This window comes from Thalassoglobus neptunius, from assembly GCF_007859735.1.
Lineage (GTDB): Bacteria > Planctomycetota > Planctomycetia > Planctomycetales > Planctomycetaceae > Thalassoglobus > Thalassoglobus neptunius.
Genome location: NZ_SIHI01000001.1, coordinates 2070586 through 2092315, shown reverse-complemented (window position 1 = coordinate 2092315; position 21730 = coordinate 2070586). Strand labels below are relative to the sequence as shown.

The 21730-nt window shown below is 52.6% G+C and carries 12 protein-coding genes; 6 read left to right on the top strand and 6 right to left on the bottom strand.

Annotated features, from left to right (window positions below):
* Positions 1-7: 7 nt before the first annotated feature.
* Together KOR42_RS08205 and KOR42_RS08200 are read right to left on the bottom strand one after the other, a co-directional pair.
* Positions 8-4096 carry an FtsK/SpoIIIE domain-containing protein gene (locus tag KOR42_RS08205; protein ID WP_146508691.1) on the bottom strand — a complete coding sequence of 1363 codons (4089 nt, stop codon included), beginning with the start codon at positions 4094-4096 and terminating at the stop codon, positions 8-10.
* 399 nt (positions 4097-4495) lie between these two features.
* Positions 4496-4885 (bottom strand): TraR/DksA family transcriptional regulator, encoded by a 390-nt coding sequence (locus KOR42_RS08200; protein ID WP_146508689.1) that lies wholly within the window; start codon positions 4883-4885, stop codon positions 4496-4498.
* Positions 4886-5116: 231 nt separating this feature from the next.
* On the opposite strand from KOR42_RS08200, the gene KOR42_RS08195 reads away from it, so the two are divergent.
* The 6 genes from KOR42_RS08195 to KOR42_RS08170 all read left to right on the top strand — a co-directional run bounded on the left by KOR42_RS08195 (position 5117) and on the right by KOR42_RS08170 (position 15193).
* Positions 5117-6022 carry a sigma-70 family RNA polymerase sigma factor gene (locus KOR42_RS08195; RefSeq protein WP_146508687.1) on the top strand — a complete coding sequence of 302 codons (906 nt, stop codon included), beginning with the start codon at positions 5117-5119 and terminating at the stop codon, positions 6020-6022.
* A gap of 227 nt (positions 6023-6249) precedes the next feature.
* Positions 6250-8052, top strand: coding sequence for a DUF1549 domain-containing protein (locus KOR42_RS08190; protein WP_197440980.1), 1803 nt, complete (start codon positions 6250-6252; stop codon positions 8050-8052).
* 138 nt (positions 8053-8190) lie between these two features.
* Positions 8191-9471 (top strand): DUF1501 domain-containing protein, encoded by a 1281-nt coding sequence (locus KOR42_RS08185; RefSeq protein WP_146508683.1) that lies wholly within the window; start codon positions 8191-8193, stop codon positions 9469-9471.
* 465 nt (positions 9472-9936) lie between these two features.
* Entirely contained in the window at positions 9937-10986 is a 1050-nt protein-coding gene (locus tag KOR42_RS08180; RefSeq protein WP_146508681.1) for a DUF1559 domain-containing protein, read from the top strand.
* Between the two features lie 394 nt (positions 10987-11380).
* Positions 11381-13339 (top strand): Hsp70 family protein, encoded by a 1959-nt coding sequence (locus tag KOR42_RS08175; protein ID WP_146508679.1) that lies wholly within the window; start codon positions 11381-11383, stop codon positions 13337-13339.
* Positions 13340-13639: 300 nt separating this feature from the next.
* The gene (locus tag KOR42_RS08170; protein WP_146508677.1) at positions 13640-15193 is read left to right on the top strand and encodes an efflux RND transporter periplasmic adaptor subunit; all 1554 of its coding nucleotides are present in this window, start codon (positions 13640-13642) and stop codon (positions 15191-15193) included.
* Positions 15194-15282: 89 nt separating this feature from the next.
* Here KOR42_RS08170 and KOR42_RS08165 read toward each other — a convergent pair whose 3' ends face one another.
* From KOR42_RS08165 to KOR42_RS08150, 4 genes are all read right to left on the bottom strand, one after another.
* Positions 15283-16701, bottom strand: a complete 1419-nt coding sequence (locus KOR42_RS08165) for an arylsulfatase (RefSeq protein ID WP_146508675.1) — start codon at positions 16699-16701, stop codon at positions 15283-15285.
* Between the two features lie 326 nt (positions 16702-17027).
* Positions 17028-18014, bottom strand: a complete 987-nt coding sequence (locus KOR42_RS08160; protein WP_146508673.1) for a WD40 repeat domain-containing protein — start codon at positions 18012-18014, stop codon at positions 17028-17030.
* 115 nt (positions 18015-18129) lie between these two features.
* The gene (locus tag KOR42_RS08155) at positions 18130-20325 is read right to left on the bottom strand and encodes a LamG-like jellyroll fold domain-containing protein (RefSeq protein WP_197440978.1); all 2196 of its coding nucleotides are present in this window, start codon (positions 20323-20325) and stop codon (positions 18130-18132) included.
* 75 nt (positions 20326-20400) lie between these two features.
* Positions 20401-21672, bottom strand: a complete 1272-nt coding sequence (locus tag KOR42_RS08150; RefSeq protein ID WP_146508669.1) for a DUF1501 domain-containing protein — start codon at positions 21670-21672, stop codon at positions 20401-20403.
* Positions 21673-21730: the final 58 nt, after the last annotated feature.

Here is a 21730-nt window from a genome sequence, read left to right as displayed (position 1 = left end):
GAGACTCTTACGAAATGGTGAATTCTTCCAGATCGGTGGCAAACCCAGCTTCTCCTCCGGACCGCATGAGATTTCCGAACTCGTTGAGAAACTCCATTCCTGGAACTCCGTAGGGACGAAACTTTTCTGCCTCGCCGGTTTCTTCGCGATAGAGCAGGGCACGGTGAGTTCCGAGTCGGGACGCAGCTGGACTATCGATCAAGTGGCTCGAGTCCGCCGCATTCATCTGAAGGACGATCCGTTGTTCAAGCTCCTTCAAATTCTGACGACTGAACCACCGGTCAACGTTATTTCGAGAATCACACCAGATGATCAAGTGAATCGCGTGCAGCGGTCCTTCCGCCAGGAGTTCAGCGAACATCTGGGCAGCGGTCAATGTCGTCGGTTCTGAAGAACTCCCGAAGCTTCCCAAGCCAAAGTCATCGTCGGCTTTCTTCAAGTCGCGGAATTTCGATAGATCGCTGATCACGACAACAACCGGATCATGGTGATCGGTGTCCGCTTGCATTCTCGATTGCAACGTTGCATGGATCTTGCCGATCTGCTGACTGACCTCGCGCGGAGAAACCAACGTCACCGGACAAGGGATCGTCGACTGGAATGACTTCCACAGCTCGGAATCGTCGCTGCCGACTGAACTGCCGTCCAACACGATCAACGAGTCCAAACCTTCTTCGTCGTCCCGTTGCGTTTCTTGTTGATCTGTGTCGTTCTCATCAGTCGAACTGCCGGGACGATCGGTCTCAAACTGCTCAGTGTTCGACGCGGTTTCGGTTGGCGACGTCGATGCAACGATGCTCAAAGCTGCGGCGTGAAGGATTCCCATCGCTGCCTCGGAGTCCTGACCGACGACGAGAATATTTCGCCCGCTATGTCGATCCAGCGCAACCAGCGAGGGAGGTTTAATTTCGACAGCATCACCGAGCCAGATTTTCGGGGCTCTCAATGGATCGCTGCGTTCACGCCACTCTTCGGCCAATCGCCGCAATTGTTTGTTTCGTTTCAAGTCGGATGGAATGTTTCCTTCGAAAACAATTGCCCGCTCGGTTTCGATCCCTAAACGCGAAGCTCTCTTTTCGATATCGGCCAGCCAGTCGGAACGTTGTTCATCAGAGATCCATGCGATTTGAAACGGATGGTTGCCTTCCATCATTCCATTCGCGTCGTTGTAGATTGCTTCGCCGGGACGCGTTAAGAGCCGGGCAGCTGTGTTTTCTTCACTGAGAATCAAATGGGCGTCGGCATCACTACACTGCAGAGCCACTCGGACAGCCACCTGCCCCAATGTCGTCCTTGCCAGCGAGTAAGCACCTCCCAGCGTCTGCGATCCGAGGATGACATGAATCCCGAATGCACGCCCCTGACGAACGAGTCGATCCAGAAGTAGTGCTGCTGACTGGCTGATGCGGTCGTCTTCGATGAAGAACTCCTGGAACTCATCGACGACCAACAGCACGCGAGGTAACGGCTTATCCGGATTCGCGTCCCGGTAGCCTCCGATATCCTGAACACCTTCCCGGCGGAACAATTCTCCGCGTTCCTGAAGCATCTCATCGAGACGTTGCAGCGCGCTGACTCCGAACTCCCGATCACTTTCGATGGCGATGACACGTGCATGCGGAAGCTGAAATGATGCGTAGTCTTTGAACTCGACACCCTTCTTGAAGTCGATCAGGAAGAAGTTGACTTCGTCCGGACCGTAATACAGAGCGAGGTTGGTGATGAGAATGTGAAGGAAGGTCGACTTTCCGGAACCCGTCTTTCCGGCGACGAGCATGTGCTGAGAAGTTCCGCGTCCGAGTTTCATTGTTTGGAGCTTCGTTGCCCCGGCACGCCCCAACGGGATTTCCAGTTCCCTGCGGGAATCCCTCGACCAGAGGTCGCTGGGTTGAGGAGCGATTCGATTGAAGGAGACTTCCACCTTGCGGGCATCTTTTGACGCTTCCCCCACCATTTTGACGATGGATGTAAATTCGTCGGGAGCAGGGGGTGATTGAATGCGAATCGGCCAGCGAGACAAGATTGGCTCATTTGGATGAAAGTGTTCGTCCTTCCACTCGAATGAGGTCATGTGCGGCAGAATGTCTTCGACTTCGAACTGATTCGGCATCGGCTTCGTGGGATCGAGATTGAGAAGCGTATAGACCCCGCATCTCGGCCCGCTGTTTACAATGCTTACGAGCCTTCTCGCAGCAATCTCGCTGAACTTCGCCGGAAAATCTGCGATCACCAGAAAGTGATACGGTTCGGCGACTTCACCGGCCGACTGGTTGTATTCCTCAATCGTTTGAAACTCGTTCCGCAAATATGTCTGGAAAACGTTCTCCATATGCTCGGTCAAATCGGCGAGTCGCTGTTCGATCTGTCCACTTTCGGTCCAGATTCGATTGGTCACCATCAACTCATCGTAGTCGCTGAGATGCATGAACCCGCCGAAGGTCTCCCCCAAGCGAATCGGATCGATCAACGTGAACCGCAACTTTCCCGGGGGGATCTGCAACAACAGTCGCAGCATCATCGTTTGCAGGGCACCAAGAGCTTGCAAACGCGCTTCCGGCGTTGACGACAGAAACAGGGTCGACGCGTTTCCGGGAAACTCCACGATTGCCGGAACTTCGAACTGAGTGGTCCGCGGAGCGAGACGAATGTCCTCGGAAACGGCGACAGGCCACTCTTGAAGATCCACTTGAAGACCGCCGAGTCGAATGCCTCGAGGAAGTTGCTGACTGGGAGCCCATTGCTCGGAGTGGAACGTTTCTGTCCATTCGGGATTCGTCGCTTGATCTTCAGAGGCAACGGCTGCGATTGCGGTTTGAAAGAGTTTGGCCGACTCCTTCCAATCCGTTTTGAGTTTCACCCATTGTTCCGTCTGAGAACGTACCTGTTCTTTCTGAAGTGCCTTGAGTTCGGCTTCCTTCTGTTCAATTTTCGAGAGTGAACTCTCATTGAGTTCTCGAAGCTGAAGGTCAAAGTTTTCCTGAATCGCTTGTAATTTTGCTTCGTGTTCGGTGGTGATCTCAGCCTCTTCGGCCTCGAATCTCCGTTCTTCGTCTGCAAGACGTTCCTGGTTCGATTGCTCAATCTCAAGGAGTCGTTTGCGATGCGCCTCCTCATAGCGTTCGAGCGCAGCCTGACGCTCGCTTTCGATTTTTCTTTGAAGAGCTGCTGTTCTTTTTGAGAGCTTTGCGAGGTCCTTTTGCGAGTAAATGTCGAACCTCGATCGATAGAAACCCGCGTGTTCGATCGATTCACTGATGAGGGCGATCAAGTTCGATCGTTGAGTTGTCGCGATGAGGAAAAACAGACCGAAGACCACGAGCCCGGCGATTGCACCGACAGCAGTCGAGACACCGATCCAATTCGATTGCATGCGCGGGCCGGAGATATCGGCAATCATCGGATCAGCGAACTGGAACACGAGACCTGCAAAGAGGGCGATGAGTCCAATCAGCGAGATCAGCGCGGGAAAGCCGGTGAAGATTTTGGCAAGAACCAGTTTTTTGAACCGTCGTATCAGCTGATCCGTCCGCTGAACTTCTTCCTGAAACCGGTCAGTTGCCTCGGATCGATCCTTGACGTCGCGTTCTGGTAAGTCTGCGGGAGGCGCTTCTTTTCGGATGGCCTGAAGAATTTCGTCAAAGCGTTGTCTCTTCGAGGAAAGAACCGCATCTTGTTCGACAAGTGTCCGGTCGATCGACTGGGTCTCTTTCTCCAATTCTCGCTGTGGACTGCCTTCGCTGCCGTCATCGAGTACGGACTCGACAACCCATTCGCTGTCTTCACGTTGCCGTTCGACCGATTTCGAAGCACGATCTGTCTCGGTCTGAATGTTCTTCACAATCGAATCGTGAAGACTTTGTATTTCAGCGAGTTTCTGTTGGAAGGTCTCTGTTAACTCAGAGGCTGAAGAGTCCCGTGTCGATTCCAGTTCGCCCTGTTTCGCCTGATACTCTTCTCGTAAAGCAACCAGTTGATCCTGGAGTTCTTTCTGACGAATGCTCGGTGCCGTCATTGAATGCCGAAGCTGTTCTTCACGATCATGACGCAATTGCGCATCGTGCTGAAACTGTTCGAACAAGTCGCCGAATTCCGACATGAACTTCACCGTATCAAGTCAAAGGATCACAACGCCTTCAGGCATCCTCGACCAAGGATGCATAAATTGGCGCATATTCAATAAAACGGTTCAGCGATGAAACAGTCAACCATACAAAAAAGAAACGGTCGAGACACGATGTTCTCGACCGTTTCGAAGTGTTCTTAAATCAATTGAAGCGATCGTGTGAATCACTCCAACAATACGGGAAGAAACCCAGAGTTCACCGTTTGCTCCGGTGAATGGACCGGAATCGTCTCAAACAGCAGTCTGAAGCTGTGCTTCCCGTTGAATCAATGCGTACCTGCGTGGAAAGAACGCGAACGATCAATCTAAGAAACAGAAGAATCTGCTCTCATGATCACTCAATCCAAACATAGCCAGTCAAAATGACTGGCTCTAATAGCTGAATTGACGTTCAAGTTTTTCCGCACAGGAAACGCAATATCTTGCGTGAGGAATCACTTTCAACCGAGTCTTGGGAATCCATCGCTTGGATGGGGGTCGACCGGCGTCTTCGCATCCCTCGCAAATCCCGTAGGTTCCTTCTTCCATACGCTTCTGAGCAGCACGAATTTCTTTGAGTACTTCCTGATCGCTCTCCATGACGCGAAGCGAAAAGTCCTGCTCATAGGTTTCGGTTCCGAGTTCTGCCATGTGTGTGGGTGTTCGCGACTCGTTGCCACTTCCCAACGCACCTGACGTCAGCGTTTGTACATCTCCGCGAATTCTGGCCTCCTGAACACTCAAAAGCTCTTTGAACAGCTCCAAGTCTTTCTTGTTCAGCATCAAAACTTCCTTCTCGTGAGGAGTCTGTCATCGGAAAGCACCAATTATTCCGTTCGTACGTCTCATTTTCAACTCGTCCCGGAAAATCCGATCTGGACATATGACGACTCGAAACAACCGCCGCTCCACAAACTTGAACGAAATGAACGCCTTGAACGTTTTTTGATATTTTCACGAATCAAAAAGAGAGTACAGTGAACGTATTGAACGTTTTAACCCCGGAGCAGATTCATGGCCATTTCTCAGTCAGCGACTTCCGTTGCCCCTCGTTCTCGCAAATCACCCAGTACACCGACGAACCCGATTTCATTCATCGACCACCCGGACTTTGAGAAGCTCACTGAGTCGAAACTGCAAGGGGAATGCCCTGAGAGCCTGTATGATGCGACTCAACCACCGGCACAGCTCAATGAACAGAGCCCGACAACGAACCGGATGATTCACCAGCTTCTCACTCCGACAGGTGAAGCCTTCCTGTTCAAGAAGATGAACTTCATGAAGTTCAAAGCGTCTCGCGTTCAGTTCGATCGAAACGACGGAGGACCGAATCCTTCAGCAAAGGCACGTTATGAACGTTTTCTGGAAGAGTCGAAAAAAGCCCGCTCGGCGATTGTCGAAGCCAACCTTCGCCTAGTGGCTTCCATTGCTCAGAAGTTTGCGCGAACACGAAACGATTTCGAAGACCTTGTCAGCGAAGGAAACATGATACTCGTCAACGCTGTGGACAAATTCGATTACTCTCGAGGCTTTCGCTTCAGCACCTATGCGACGCATGCCATCCAGCGTCATTACTATCGAGTCATGCAGCGACAACAACGGCGTCAGAACCGTGAGGTCAATACTTCATCAGAGATCCTGGGAGACGTCGTCCCGTCTCGCGATCTCGATGCCCCACTCGATCATAAGATCGCGGACGCACTCATTGATCACTTTGAACAATGTCTTGATGAGCGCGAAATGGTCATCATCCGCGAACGCTTCGGATTGAATGAAGAGCAGTCGTCCGAGACGCTCAAGTCGGTCGCCAAGAAAGTCGGGCTGAGCAAAGAACGCGTTCGCCAACTTCAGATGAACGCGATCGAAAAGCTGCAGGACCTCGCGCTGAAACTGAACCTTCGCCTTGAACCAACATTCTAAGCGAACGTCCCATTCATGATTCATGCTTCCCATTGAAGTTGCGCTTCTCAAACCGTGATGACGTTGGCTTCGTGATCATGCTGGCTTCGAGTTCGCCCGAGAAAAGACCGAACTCATTCGAAACTGTTCGCACAGAGCGGTGTTCAATCCAAGACCTGACTGCTTTTTGAGTTCGCTGAAGCAGAAATATCGACGACTTACCTTCAGGCTCGAATATGAAACACTTGATGATCATTGCGTTGGCTGGATCGATTTCGATCTGGAACGGTGCCTGTCATGGATCAGAGCAGGATTTTGCAGCGAAAATCGATCAGGAATTACAGCGGCTCCTTCTGGAAGAAAATGTCGTTGTGGCACCGGCCACGTCGGACGAGGATTTTCTTCGCCGAGTCTATCTCGACCTGATTGGTCGCGTTCCCTCATCCAGCGAAATCACTGTCTTCGGTCTCGATCCTGACGTCGATAAGCGAGCGAAAGTGATCGACCGACTGATTGAATCTGACGAGTTCGCGAACTTCTGGGGACGTTACTTCAAGCGAGTTGTAACATCTCGCGCCACCGAACAACGAATCCGTCTTGTGGAACCAGCATTCGAAACCTGGTTCATCGATCAAATTGAACAAGATCGATCATGGGACCAAATTACACGCGAGCTGATCACCGCAACCGGATCTGTCATGGATACCGGAGCGACAGGTCTCATTTTCTCTCATACTGGTGAACCGCAGGAAGTCGCGGCTGAAATCTCCCGCATCTTTCTCGGGATTCAACTGAGTTGTGCGAATTGCCATGATCACCCGACGGACTCCTGGACTCGGGACTCATTTCATGGGCTGGCGGCCTTTCTCCCACGAGTCACCGTTCGCCGAGAAGATCGAGACGATCCCCGCAGTTTTGCAGTCCGCTCGCTGGAACAATCCAATCGCCGCGGCCGTTACACTGAAAACGTCGATCAGATCTTCCGTGCACTGGATCGGAATCGTGACGGGTTTCTGGTGAAGGCTGAAGCAAGAGGCCCATTTGCCACGCGATTCGATCAGATCCTCGCAGCTTCAGATTCCGACAAGAATGGCAAGCTGTCACTGAAAGAGTTCGAAAGCATCCGGGAGATGGCCAACATGGCTCAGCCTGGACGGGGAGAACTGGAATATTACATGCCCAATCTGAGCAACCCCGCTTCTCAGGGAACGCTCACGGAACCCGTATTCTTTATTCCTGAAGTTCGAGGACCAGAGGTTAACCCCGGTTCGTCCGACCAGACACGTCGGCACGCACTCGCCGATTACGTCACCTCTCCGACGAACGCGTGGTTTGCTCGTGCTTTTGTGAATCGTGTTTGGGCAGAGATGCTCGGAAAAGGCTTTTACATGCCGGTTGACGACATGGGCCCCGAACGATTTGCGATGTATGAATCTGTTCTCGATATGCTCGCACAAGGATTCGTCGATCACGACTACGACATCAAATGGGTCTATCGCACGATCGCCAACACACAAGCGTATCAACGTCGGCTCACGGCGAACCCTTCCGGGGAATATCAACCTCCGTTCGCATCAGCTGTTCCAGCTCGACTGAGTGCCGACCAGATTTATCAGTCGCTTCAGGAAGTGCTGCAAATCGAATCGATGGGTCGTATTTCCGGCCGTAATCGCGGCAATGCCATTCAACAACGCTATGGAATTGATCCCCAACGAAGTCAATTCGTGCAACTCTTTGGCGTCGATCCCTCAACACCTCCCGAAGACATCATCGGAAACATTCCGCAAGCGCTGTTCGTGATGAACTCACCAATCATCGAGCAGAACATTCGAGGAACCGGCAACACGATGCTCTCAAGGCTACTCCGCGAGTATCCCGACGACTCGGATGCTCTGTCAGAGTTGTATCTGCGTGTCCTCAGCCGCGAACCCACGGATCGAGAAGTATCCATTAACAAACGGTTTCTCTCCGAAATCGACAATCGAAACGAGGCGTTCGAAGACATCTACTGGAGCCTTCTCAATTCGACAGAGTTTATTACTCGTCGTTAGAGAAGTTGGTGCTGCACACTCGATTCCATTGTTTGGCAGTTCCGTTTCGCAATGTTGCCTCGTCAATACTGCCGCGTTACTGGAGTGCTCGAAAGAATTCGCTCTGTCATTCACTGCAGAGACCCGAAGGAAACAAACATGTCCGCATTCGTTCATGAATCCGTCAGCCTGAATTCCGGGCGGTTGAATCGACGTCGATTTCTGAGAAATCTCTCTGCAGGAGCCCTTGCTTCCGGGTTTCTTCCGCTTCGGGATGTCATGTCGTTACACGCTGACGAACTGCGTCAGCAAGGGAAATCGATGATCCTCATTTGGCTCGCCGGAGGTCCCAGCCAGTTGGAGACATTTGACCCTAAACCCAATCACGAGAACGGGGGAGGGACGGAAGCCATCTCGACATCTGTTCCGGGAATTCGAATCGCTCAGGACTGGCCAAAACTGGCGAGCGTCATGGATGACCTCGCGATTATTCGCAGCATGCAGAATAAAGAAGGAGCCCATCAACGGGCGACCTATCAGATGCACACCGGATATGTCCCTTCCGGAAGCGTCAAGCACCCAAGTCTGGGAAGTTGCATCGCTCAACAACTTGCGGACCACGAAAACGATCTTCCGAGTTTCGTCTCGATTGGCCAGACCATCGGCGCGGGCTTTCTGGGTGTCGATTACGAACCCTTTAACGTGACTCGTCCGGGATCCCTGCCTCAAAATCTGGCGTTGCAAAAGTCTGCGTCGCGCTATCAGCGTCGTTTGGGACTCCTTGGCGAACTTGAAGAAGAATTCGCTGCTCGCGGTGGAGAACAGCCGGTTCAGAACCATCGTCAACTCTACACGAAAGCCTCAAAGCTGGTCCTCAGCCCGCAATCACAGGTCTTCGACCTCTCCGGAGAGTCAGAGCAATTGACGTCAGAATACGGGGACTCGGACTTCGGACGCGGCTGCTTACTGGCACGCAGGCTGGTCGAGTCCGGAGTTAGTTTTGTGGAAGTCCGATCGAATGGCTGGGACACACATCAGGACAACTTTTCGACGATCTCTGAGAAAGCTCGGGAAGTCGATCCTGCGTCTGCAACTCTGATCAAGGACCTCAAACAGCGAGGCATGCTCGAAAACACACTCGTGGTATTTGCCGGAGAATTCGGAAGAACACCACGCGTGAATCCTCGTGGCGGCCGCGACCACTTCCCCCGGGCGTTCAACGTCTGGCTGTCTGGATGTGGAGTCAGGGGAGGACAAACAATCGGAGCGACTTCCCGAGACGGCAACGAAATTGTCGACCGTCCTGTTGGAGTCCACGATTTGTTTCAGTCGATCTGCCAGAGTCTCAACGTGGATGCCAACCACGAAAACATCAGCCCGCTCGGTCGTCCAATGAAAGTTGTCGATGGCGGAGAAGCCGTCTCTGAGCTCTTTGCCTGATCCTTCGCTCGAAATCAGGTTCGAAAATTCTTCGCCCGCGCGACTGCACTGTGTTGGTGCAGTAGCAGCCCCGGTGGCTTCGGCCATCGGGGTTCTTTTTTTGTCGCGAGTGAATCTGTCCCGCGACCTTGCAAGAGCATTCTGGTGTGCGAACTCTTCCCCTCTTACGGAAGCGATATCACTTCCGAAACGAGTCCCGGCTTCAAAGCTCAGTCTGACCTTGCGTTTGCGAATTGCACAATTCCATCAAACTCGCGAAATTAGACCAACAGACAAGGAGCTTTCGCCGTAGTCATAAGCTGAACGATCCAGCTCAGCCGACGACCAGACATCCGGAAGTTCCTGGAGTGATTCGTCTAACCTCGTCAAAGATCATGACTTTCATGTCTCGATCGTAATGCCGAGGCTGACGTTCGTTAAACTGTCGTTCATTGAACTGTCCCGGGGATTTTGATTGGAGAGAACGTGTCCAGACGGACCGGATTCACACTCATCGAATTGCTCGTTGTCATTGCCATTATGGCGATCCTCGTTGCACTGCTGCTGCCCGCTGTTCAGCAGGCACGTGAAGCAGCCCACAGAATGCAGTGCAAGAACAACTTGCTACAAATCGGTTTCGCCGTTCACAGCTATCAAGCCTCCCATGAGGTTTTTCCTCCCGGAGTCGTCAACTTGACTGGCCCGATTGAGCAGTTTCCCGAGGGGTATCACCACGGCTGGCTGATTTCGATTCTTCCGTACATTGAAGCACCCAATCTCTTCTCAGCAATTGATCCGACTCTCAGCATCTACGCAGAGAAAAATCTGACTGCTCGTAAGACTGTCATTTCGACGTATCTTTGCCCTTCTCAATCAACTGCACGAAACGCTGTCCCAGAGAATCATGGTGTGGCCCTCAGTAGCTATGCAGGAAATCACCATCCTGTGGCTGCTCCGATTGACGTCAATAATCACGGAGTTCTCTTTCTGAATAGTCGGACTGCGTACAACGACATTTATGACGGAACAGCTTCAACGATTCTCGCCGGAGAAGCGATCCGGAATCCGCAAGATCTCGGATGGGCATCGGGGACCAGATCGAGTCTTCGCAATGGCGGAGCTGCGATCAATGAAACTCCCGAAGGAAGCCGCTACTACAATGACCTGACCGCGATTGCGACCGGTCAGAAGTCACGTGATTCGGTTGATTGGAACACACAGAAGGACTTCGGCAACGGCGGTTATGGAGGAGGATACGGTGCTGGCTATTCCGGATATGGTGGATACGGCACAGACGAGGCTGAGGACGAAGGCTCGATGGGTGCAGAAGAAGCAGAAGCCCCTGTTCGTCCTCCGGAACCTGAATTGCCAGCTTCGTATGCGTTCGATCCCGGCGGGTTCGGAAGCCACCATCCAGGCGGAGCTCAATTTCTTCTCTGTGATGGCTCTGTGCGATTTCTAAGCGAAAATATTACCTCTCTTGTCTATCGCAATCTTCTCGACCGGGCTGACGGTCAAAACATCGACGAGTTTTAGACCATCCTGAGATGATTTCCCTGCACGCGATGAAATTTACATTCTTCGTGTCCTCCGCGTGTTCTTGCAAATCCGGGAAGACCGCTTCGCAACGTGTTGTCCGCTTCGCTATTCTGTACTTCTGAGAATCGGCCACATGAGGGGTGTTAAATCGGTCCGCTGATCGCCGTTTCTTGAATAGGGCACACTCGCTGTCTCAGCCAGGTCATTGGAGCGCATTCGCGTAACCCGGATCAAGGGTTCGACGAATGCACTTCCGGGTGATTAATCCCGTTTCATTGATCGCATTCGCCAGACAGGTTCTCAACCGGTGACTTGGTTCAATTGATTCACGGGTGTTATCATTTGAATTATTCAAACTCCGGTATTGGACTCGAAATTCGAAAAGCTGCTCATGTCATTGAATCGCACAAAGAAGCGCGTCCATCCGATCGGCATTGACCTTGGGACCACATACTCGTGCATTTCCCATTTAACGCCGAGCGGTCAACCGGTCCCGATCCCCAACTCTGAAGGGGAACTCTCAACTCCGTCGGTCGTTCTTTTCGACGGTGATGAAGTTGTCGTCGGAACCGAAGCTCTTCGCAACGCAGTGATGATGCCTGACCGCGTCGTTCGACACGCGAAACGATTCATGGGCGATCCGAACAAGACATGGATCATGGACCACAAGGTCTACCGTCCCAAGGACATTTCCGCCTTCATCCTGAAGAAACTTCTCGAGTCTGCAGAAGAACGACTCGGCCGAATCCATTGCGCGGTGATCACGGTGCCTGCCCAGTTCAGTGATGTCCAGAGACAACTGACCGTTGAGGCCGGACTCGAAGCTGGTCTCGATCGAGTAGACATCATTAACGAGCCGGTCGCGACGGCAATGTGCCATGTTCTGAGCGATGGAATGTGGTTCGCCGAATTGGCCAACGAACAGACCGTCATGGTGTTCGATCTCGGCGGCGGAACCTTTGACCTCTCCCTTGTCCGCTACAACCAGAACGAAGTCACCGTCATCGCCTCCGGAGGAGACTTGCGTCTGGGGGGACTCGACTGGAACAAGGTTCTCGAAGAATTCGCCTGTGACCGATACGTCGAAGATTCTATTAGTGATCCAAGGATCGACCGTGAGAGTATGCAGGCGCTCGCCACTGAAATCGAGCAAGTGAAACGAAGCTTAAGTGTTCGGCCGCGAGCATCGATTCTCGTGCAACATGATGGTCGCAGAAAGACCTTCGCCATTTCTCGAGAGACCTTTGAAATGCTTTCCAAGGGCCTGGTCGATCGAACCGAAGAAATCACGCGACAGATGCTCAAAGACCACAAACTTGGTTGGGCACATGTCGACTCAGTACTCGTCACCGGCGGAGCTTCCCGAATGCCCATGGTCCGGGAGATGCTTCAAAACATCAGCGGAACAACTCTCAACACGACTCTTTCCCCCGACCAGTCCATTGCCAACGGTGCAGCGTATTACGCAGGAATGCTCCTCAGTGGGCAACGACTTCAGCAGTCGTCGCTGGACGATACGGCATCCGCGCGACTTCAAAACTTTCAGCAGAGAAGCGTGACCGGGCGAGGCCTCGGGATTCTGATCCGTGACCCCGAAACCGATCTTCTCCGCCCGCACTATTTGATTCCATCGAACACACAGCTGCCTTGTATCTACAAGCAAGACTTTGGAACAGTTCGGGAAAACCAGAAGCGTGTTCATCTTCATATCGTCGAAAGCGGAGCCAGCCAGGGCGAAGAATTCGTTGAACTCGGCGACTGCCTGATCGATGATCTTCCCCCGAACCTTCCCATGAAATCACCGATTTCGGTCACGATCGGTTACAACGAACAGGGTCGGCTGCGCGTCTCGGCCATTGAAACGACAAGTGGTCGAGAAGCACGCGCCACGATCGTTCGTCCCGGGGAAACCGAAACTGCCCCACCCGAAGCTCCGGTCGATGATCAGGTGTTGAATGATGACTTCGAAATGGATCTCGACACCGAACTGGATCAGGAGCCGGAACAATCCCAACCACCCGTTTCCGCACCGTCGCTTGAACGGGAACGCTCCGCACCGATGCAAGGATCTTCCAGTGCGGACGAGTTAGCCCATTCTTCGGTCCCGATGAAAAGCGCTGTCGAAAAGAAAGCCGCTGCCTCGGCCGTCAAGACATCGACACCAAAGACGTCACGATCAAGTCGAAAGAAGGCGCCACCGAAGCTCAAGTCGACAACGCAACTCGAACGAGCCGAACGACCGATCCCGCTGTGCAACCAATGCGGTCACCCTCTGGATAAGCAACATCGGTGTCAAAACTGTTCCAAATCATCTTCGCGAAAACGTCGTCCTCCCCGCTCAAATCCATAGTTGGGAATCAACAGAGATTTCCAGAATAAAAATTGCATTTGGGCAAACCGTCGCGGTCCCCCGAAAACAGACCGGGAGATCCGGTTTCGGCCGATTATGAACTGCCCGGTCGAGGAACTCTTCCGATTGGGAAGCTGTGGCGATAGAGTCGATTGGACATTCGACCCGCTCTGTCGTACAATTGATTCCTCAGCGGGGGCAATCTGAAATGCTCCCCACACCCACCTTTCATCGCACAGACAGCTCCCGGCTGTCATCCCACCATCGCGATGAAAACACGCATCTGAAGGTTTGGCCACCATGAAACCTACCACACACGTTGGTTCCCAGCGCAGCGGAAAAATTCTGCTTTCTCTGGTCGTCATCCTCACGCTCATGGTAATGAGCGTCCCCATCGCCAGTTGGGGTGTTGCGGAGAAACCGCTTGTTGTTGCCGAGGACGGATTTGCTGTCGTGACGAGAGGTCACATCGATCAAGTCGTCACTCAGCAGGGTGAACTCCAAAGCGCTGAACGAAACACTCTCACCAGCAACTGCGAATGGTCGACGACCATCGTCGAAATCGTCCCCGAGGGAACGTATGTCCAGCCGGGTGACGTGATCGCTGTCCTCGACGACGCAGACTTGCGCGAACGGCTTCAGGAACGCGAAGTCCGCTACATCAACTCGATTGCCGCTCTCGAACAGGCACGAGAAAATCTCAACATCCAGGTTCTCACCAACGAGAGCAAAATTGCCGCCGCCGAACTCAAACTCGAACTCGCCAAGCTCAAGCTGGATGCATATGTGAACGCGGAACATCCGCAGAAACTGCATCAGCTGGAGAGTGCGAAAGTCCTTGCTGAAGAAACAATGGCGAGGGCTCAAAAGTCTTACGAGTTCACGCTTTCCATGTTCAAACGTGGATACCGAGCGCACGATGATTGCGAAGCGGAACGGCTGAAAGTGATCCGCGAAGAGAACAAGTACGCGCAAGCGACAGACGCACTCAACATCTACACCGACCACACTTACGTCCGGAACATGACTCAGTATGTCGCTCAGAGCCAGGAAGCAGAGCGAAATCTGGAACGAGTCAAAATCGCCGCCCGATCAGCAGAACTCAGCCGGCAGATCACTCTCAGTTCCAGAGAACGATCCTACAACATCTATAAGGCTTATCAGGAACGCCTGAAGTCCAATATCGAGGCGTGCAAGATCATCGCCAGGAACGCCGGCGAAGTCATTCATGCTCGAGAGAATTCGAGTTCCGCCCAAGGGATCGAAGAAGGAAGCCGAGTTCGGTACCTCCAGCAGATCGCACACATCCCCGACCGAGACAATCTCAAAGTGGAACTTCGAGTGCACGAGTCCAATATCCGGTTGATCAATCATGACTCTGATGCAATCGTCACGATCGACGCACTTCAGGAGACGCCTTTCCGCGGCACAGTGAGTCACGTTTCCAAAATTCCGACGAATGGTCGTTACCCGAACTACCATCTTCGAGAATACAAAGTGACCGTCGCTCTCGACATCGATCCGGAACTCGCTCGGACCATCGCTCCCGGGCTGTCAGCGGATGTCACGATCATCTCCGAACAGCGAGAAAATGCCCTCCGCGTTCCCCATCAATCTGTCGTCGAAATCGGAGGGGATTACTACTCCTTCGTCAAAAGCGGAGACTATGTCGAAGAGAGAATTGTCGAAGTCGGAATCAACGACGATTCTCAAATCGAAATCATCAGCGGTCTCGAAGAAGGTGAGCAAGTCGTCACCAAGCCACGAGTCACGTGTGCTTCTCTAATTGCATCACTTCAAGATCGAACCGATGCCCGCGATGGCACTTCCGGATGGCTGGCCTTCCTCGATTAGAGCACTTTCTTTTTGGGTTGGCAGTGCCTCGCATTAGCAGGCACTGCACTCACCGATGATCACAAGCACTCAACAACCACGGAAACGGTTTACTCGTCGGACGACCAGTTGAACCGGCTGATCGGTGACTCCGTTCTCGCTTCTTCGAAGATCTGCTTGGCCACTTCAACGATGTTCGGATAATCCTCAGCGACATCGTTCGATTCGCGCGGATCGATTCCAAGATGATAGAGTTCGATCGGACTCGGACGTTTCTTGAGCATATCGAGTTGCACAGCTTTCCAGTTGCCCATGCGAACGGCACGTTTTCCGCCCTTTTCGAAGAACTCCCAATAGAGCCAGGGATGCTGCTGCTGGTCTTGATTGTTTCCAAGCAATGTTGGAGCGTAGGAAATTCCATCAAGACCTGATGGAACATCCGCACCGGCCAGCTCACACGCTGTGGGGAAAAAGTCCCAGAATGCTGAGATGTGATCGCTGTCCGAACCGGCAGGAATCGTTCCCGGCCACCATGCCACCATGGGAGTCCGAATTCCCCCTTCGTACAAATCTCGCTTGGCACCTCGCAACAGACCGGAAGACTCAAACGACTTCTCCGAATGCCCACCCGCTTCGGTTGCTCCATTGTCGCTGGTGAAGATGACGAGGGTATTCTCCGCGATGTTCAAATCGTTCAGTGTTTTTAAGATCTGTCCGACTTCCCAATCCAAACGACTGACCATAGCCGCCCATGTCGTCAGCGGTTCCGGTTCGTTTCGGTAGTGCTTCTGGTTGGTCACAGGAGTCTCTTCAAATTTTCCGCGATACTTCTCTTTCCATTCCTCAGGAGCATAGAGGCTGACATGCGGGATGTGGGCCGAATACAGAAGAAAGAATGACTCATCGGAATGCTCACGAATCCAGTTCTTCGCTTCTTCGAGATACAAGTCGTGGCAATACTGATCTCCTTCGTGCTCCGAATTTCCAGGCAGCGGGATCGTCTGACCGTTTCGGTAAACGACTTTCGGGAAGTAATGATGAGCTTCGGTGTGACTCAACACTCCAAAGAAGTGATCAAATCCTTTTCGGTTCGGCAAGTCGAGTTCCGACATTCCTCCCGACACACAGGACTTACCGATCATCGCGGTCGCATAGCCAGCTTCCTGAAGCGCCGAAGCGACTGTCCGATCTTCTGGATCGTCTCTCAGAACAACTTCGGCACCGTTTCCTCTCATGTAAGTATGACCGGTGTGAAGACCTGTCATCAGACAACTTCTGGAAGGAGCACACACCGTCGACCCGGAGTAATGCTGTGTAAACTCCATCCCCTCAGAAAACATCTGATCGATATGCGGAGTTTGAATTCGCTCTTGTCCATAGAATCCTAAGTCTCCGATTCCCAGATCATCCGCCAGAATGAACACGATATTCGGACGTTTGCTCTCGTCGGCAAATGAAGCTTGCTCACCGGACCAAGCAAACATGAACGCCAATGAAGACACAACGACGAAGCCATAACCACGCAACATGGAGGGAACTTTCTTCTCGATCAATTTCGTAAAAGCGAAGACAAACCAAAGCAAGTTGCTCGTGCCTGTGCCTTCGCCTGGATTGCTTGAGATGGTTTTCGCCCCGCCTGCTCTGACGAATTCGCGAAGACCAATTCAAGAGTGCGCAATTGAATCTGACTGGTTGGTGATGCTTGGAATTATCGACGGCGAGGAACAGGACTCAACCGTTCAGTGACTCGGTCGCACGAAGTTCGAATCATCTCGTAAGTGCGACGAAACTGTGTGACTCAACCGAGACTTCAAGGCGTCCGTTGAGCACACACAGATTCGGGACGAGTTCAAGCTTATGATGGCGATTTTTCATCCATCAGGCAAATCGCAAGATGACCATTTGCCAGCGCAACAGCGACACGCTTCCCGTCTGCAGAGAGATCCAGGTCCCGCATATCGGAAGGAAGCTTCAGCTGGTGGACCTGTTCAGTTTGCCCCGGTTTCCAAAACAGCAAGCGTCCCCCGCTTCCACCGCATCCGCTGATAATTGTTCCCTCAGGGTGAAGACGCACATTCCAGGCGACTCCCCGCAGCGGTTCTTTCGTCAGGTATTCCGCCACCTTTTCTACGTCGGGATAGTCGAAGACTACGACGGAGGGATTTCCGATCCCGGCGAAAGCATTGGAGACTTTTGTAATCCCGGAACCGGCGAGAGATTGCCCATCGGAACGAAACGTCAAACCTCGGAACCCGCCGATTTGCGCTCTGAACCCATTGTCATATTTTGACAGCGACTCTGCCTTCCAGGACCTCTCCTGTGCTCCCTTCTCAATGTTCCACGCAATGAGTTGCCCCATCAAATCACCCGACACCAGATGCGGCTCAATTGGATGAAAACAGACGTTGTAGATATGCGACTCATGGCCCCGAAATTCGTGCTGCAAGGCTCCGTCTGAAGTGTTCCAGACTCGCACGACGAGATCGTTTCCCACGCTCGCCACCAACGACTGATCCGGACTGACTGCGATGGCTCGAATCCAGCCATCGTGTGCCTCGATTGACTTGCGAATTTTGGGAGTCGAAAGAATTCCTTCCCAGAAGATAAGCCGGCCGTCGTAGCCCCCTGTGATCAACATGTTTCCGGAGTCTGCGATCCCGATCGCTCTGACCCAGGCATCACAATCGAGTTGCTCTTTAGTCCCGTCGGACACCTTGACTCGCCAGACGCAATAGTCTTCACAACCGGTGAAAACGAACTCGCCTTCTGGATGATAGACACAGGAAAGAAGTGGCTTACTGACTTCCCAGTCTGACTGAATGTGAGTCTTGGTGATGTCCACGATGAAATCCTTATTCACAAATCGCTTGCTTCGGACGGGAAGCTTTCAGTGACAACCGACAGTGCACGACAACAATCATCCGACAATACAAAGCGGACGAGCAGCGATTTCGTCATCAGTCTGCTTCCTTCCGAAGACTGACCGATCGACTGGAATCGAAAAAGGAGTTCTCTTCCTGAATGGATCGAATTTCCTGACGTGAAAGCGCGCGATCAAAGACGACAATTTCGTCGAGTCGCCCTTGCCACGGAAACTCTCCGTCCGCTCTCCCTCCGAAAAACAAGCTCGCACTCGCCCGCGGGGCACTTTCGAGTTTGAGCTGAAACTCCGGCTCTGTCTTCTGATCGAGATACGCTGTCAGCGTCTTGTCTTTCACGACGAATACGACGTGTGCCCATTTCCAACGCGAAACAGCGTTGACGCCTTCGGCTGTGTTCCCTTCGGCACTGACACACAGAACCCCATTGCCTTTCAATCCGAGATGCGTTCCACGATCCGGTGGCGTATCGTTCTCTGCTCGTGAGAAAAAACAGGGAGCTGGATCGCGAGCTTGATCCGGAAGCCCATTCCAAACCCAAAGCGAAATCGTGTATTCATCGCCGATATCTTTCAAGACGGTGGCGAGTCTGCCTCCGGCGAAGTGTGAACAGCGGTTGGTTTCTTCCCAGGTCGTTTCGTCGATCGTCGGACCTTCAAGAAAGTAAGCAATCCCCGGTTCATAGAAACCGTGGTGCCCGTGGCTTGTCGCATCCATCGCAATTGGCCCGCTCATCTCACTCAATCGATAATAGGCGGCAGGTTGTCGCTCAAGCATGCTTTGCGCTGAATCCGTCACCGCCAACTCGGGACTTCTTCCCGGGCGGCCAGCCACTGTTTCTAATAATGACTTCGCAGCGGCAACGATCTTCGGTTCTGCCTGAACTTCCAATCCGGCAGATCGGGCAGCCCACGTGTTATATCCCCCTAAGTAATGTTGTTCCGGGGGAGGAATATAACCGTCTCCTCCATTGGCCAGTTCAATGACCATCGTCTTCTCGAAAGGGCTGCTTCGCTTAATTTTAAGCCCGGACAACGCATACGTTTCATTCGGTGTCGTGGCGATTGCGAAGTCACCGATTCGAAGAGCTTGAACGACCACCTCAGTCGATTGCATTTCGTCGAGAAGGACCTGTTCTCTCGCATAGATTTCCGGTCTCGTTTTAGGCAATCGACCATCCATTTCCTGAACAATCTTTTCCGCCCATTTCAGCCTCTGCTGATCGGGAGTTCGATAGTCGAGAGTAAACCGAGCCTCCGCCATATCAATCGTCGCTGCAGGCTGATACTCGATTTCATCGTACGCAGTCTTTGCCACAGCGATGAGGCCATCGGCGAATTCCGAAATCGACTGATGCTCAGACGATTCGCCGGTTTCGATGATTTGTCGATAGTCGCGTCTCCAGATATCTCCACTGCAACCGTGAGACATCATCGCGACGAACGGTGGCGAGTCCTCTCCCTGTTGAGAGAGTTGTTCCTGAAGGCCATTCGAAAACAATCCGAAGTAATCGGAGCTGAGCCCTTTGTCTCCGAAGTAGTGCATGGAAAAGTTGGCAATCAACGCAATCGGACGTCCGTCAGGAGATTGAAACGACAACAGTGAAAGCACCGGATCTTCCGGGCCGGATTCTCCGGTGACATCGTCGGGACTACGAGCAGCGTGCATGTTGGCTTTGACGGTCGGATTTCCGAAAGGATCGAGTTGAGGCTTGTCCGTTCGATAAATCCAGCGTCGCAGTGCGGTGTATTCTTCTGCGTATTCCTGCCCCCAGCCGACCACGGCAGGTTCGAGTTGCTTCTCGGCATTCACCAGACTATTCACCAGCCGGTCGCGAAGGTAAGCGACATACTGTTCATCCGGGCTCGTCCCGAGAGCTCCCATTGACGATGGAGCTGAGTGTGTGTGAGTCGCCGAAATGAGAATATGATCCGGCTTCAATTTCGTTTTCGTCGCAGCGAGTGCTTTGACATCATCGATGAGTGATTTCGGAAGCATACAACTATCGACCACGCAAATGGCCAGACGTTCTTCTCCGTCATCAACTACGACTGTCCGTGCATGAAGTTTCGAAGTGACCTCGCTAACGGTTCGTGACACCATGCTTCCATTGACGAGAACAGGAAGCTCAACAGGCGTGATCTCCGTCGCAACGGCGCCGACTCTTAATGCTGCATTCGCCGCCTGTGCGAATAGACTCAAGGTCAACATCGTGAGCAAACCGCACAGCATCGTTGGCGACAACGATAAGAAGCATTTTGAAATTCGGAGCATGGTGAAGTTGGTTTCCATCTGCGATGTAGTCAGCGATTTACCGAGGCAGGTTTCTTAAAAGCTTCGAATTAACCCTTAAGAAATCAATTCGCTAATCGGGCCATGAGCGGGATCTGCCACGGGAAGTTCGCGGCCATCAATGTCGAATGTCCCTGAGGAATCGATTCCAACAGCGGAGAGATACGTGTGGAAAAGATCTCCCGGAGCGACTTCTCTGTCGATGACTTCTGTCCCGTTGTCGTTCGTCTTGCCGATGACTGCTCCCGGTTGAATGTCTGCTCCACCGAGACAGATCGACCACGCTTTCCCCCAGTGGTCTCGTCCATAGCGGGCGTTAATTCGTGGCGTTCGTCCGAACTCTGACATCACGACAACGAGTGTGGACTCCATCATCCCGCGATCTTCCAGGTCACGAATGAGGTTCGAAAACGGAGTGTCAAACTCGGCCATTTGCTCGAGATGAAAATTGAAGTTTTCGTTGTGAGTATCGTAATTGGAATGGGAAACCTGAACGAACGAAACATCCTGCTCCAGAAGACGACGAGCCATGAGACAATGTCTTCCGAAGTCGTGTTTGCCATAACGTTCCTGATCGACGTCCGATTCTTTCGAGACATCAAAGACGTCCCGCCTCTCCATCAGTCCGAGTGCCTGTTCGAAACTTTCCGTATAGACTTCAGTCTCTGCCGACCGACGCGAGAGAAGAAAGCGATCGTTTAACTGGCGCCGAAAGTCGTGACGCTTCTGATCGATCTCATCGGAAAGAGAACCATGCCGGGCCGAATTCGCCAGTGGATTGCCGTTCACTCCCACGCTGTTATACGCAGGGCCAAGATACGCAGCATCGCGACCGCGTCCCCCGCCAGGGATCTTCAGAAATCCCGGCAGCGGTGAATTGGGACGCTCCAATGCTTTGGCACAGACCGATCCGAGATGAGGATATGCGACTCCGGGCATCCGGTTCCGACCGTAGCCCATTTGATAGCTTCCCTTTCCATGATCGTCATTGTGTGAGTTGATGCTTCGGATCAGTGACAACCTGTTGAAAACTTTCGCCGTCTCAGGAAGAAGCTCAGAGATGTGAATTCCGGGAACGGATGTCGGAATCGCTCGAAAGGGGCCCCCGGTATCTGTCTTCGGTTTGGGATCCCAGGTTTCCAGCTGGCTCACGCCCCCGGCAAGAAACACAACGAGCATTCGCTTCTGGTCACTCTTGAGCTGAGCCAGAGCTTGTGCCTGAGACGCAAGTCCCCATCCGCCGACTGCCAGTCCTGCCCCAAAAGCCTGCATGAAACTGCGGCGACCAAGTGAATGTGCTTCGCTGTCACAGAAGTATCGACACTTCATTAGAACGTTTCCTTCTCTCTCACTCTTGGCCGAACCACGTCATTACGATCAATCAAGT

Bases quoted from the DNA above. Each gene is read 5' to 3' on its own strand.
- KOR42_RS08155 (WP_197440978.1), bottom strand. From the start codon at position 20,325: ATGCTCCGAATTTCAAAATGCTTCTTATCGTTGTCGCCAACGATGCTG.
- KOR42_RS08190 (WP_197440980.1), top strand. From the start codon at position 6,250: ATGATCATTGCGTTGGCTGGATCGATTTCGATCTGGAACGGTGCCTGT.
- KOR42_RS08195 (WP_146508687.1), top strand. From the start codon at position 5,117: ATGGCCATTTCTCAGTCAGCGACTTCCGTTGCCCCTCGTTCTCGCAAA.
- KOR42_RS08165 (WP_146508675.1), bottom strand. From the start codon at position 16,701: ATGTTGCGTGGTTATGGCTTCGTCGTTGTGTCTTCATTGGCGTTCATG.
- KOR42_RS08185 (WP_146508683.1), top strand. From the start codon at position 8,191: ATGTCCGCATTCGTTCATGAATCCGTCAGCCTGAATTCCGGGCGGTTG.
- KOR42_RS08175 (WP_146508679.1), top strand. From the start codon at position 11,381: ATGTCATTGAATCGCACAAAGAAGCGCGTCCATCCGATCGGCATTGAC.
- KOR42_RS08150 (WP_146508669.1), bottom strand. From the start codon at position 21,672: ATGAAGTGTCGATACTTCTGTGACAGCGAAGCACATTCACTTGGTCGC.
- KOR42_RS08170 (WP_146508677.1), top strand. From the start codon at position 13,640: ATGAAACCTACCACACACGTTGGTTCCCAGCGCAGCGGAAAAATTCTG.
- KOR42_RS08205 (WP_146508691.1), bottom strand. From the start codon at position 4,096: ATGTCGGAATTCGGCGACTTGTTCGAACAGTTTCAGCACGATGCGCAA.
- KOR42_RS08200 (WP_146508689.1), bottom strand. From the start codon at position 4,885: ATGCTGAACAAGAAAGACTTGGAGCTGTTCAAAGAGCTTTTGAGTGTT.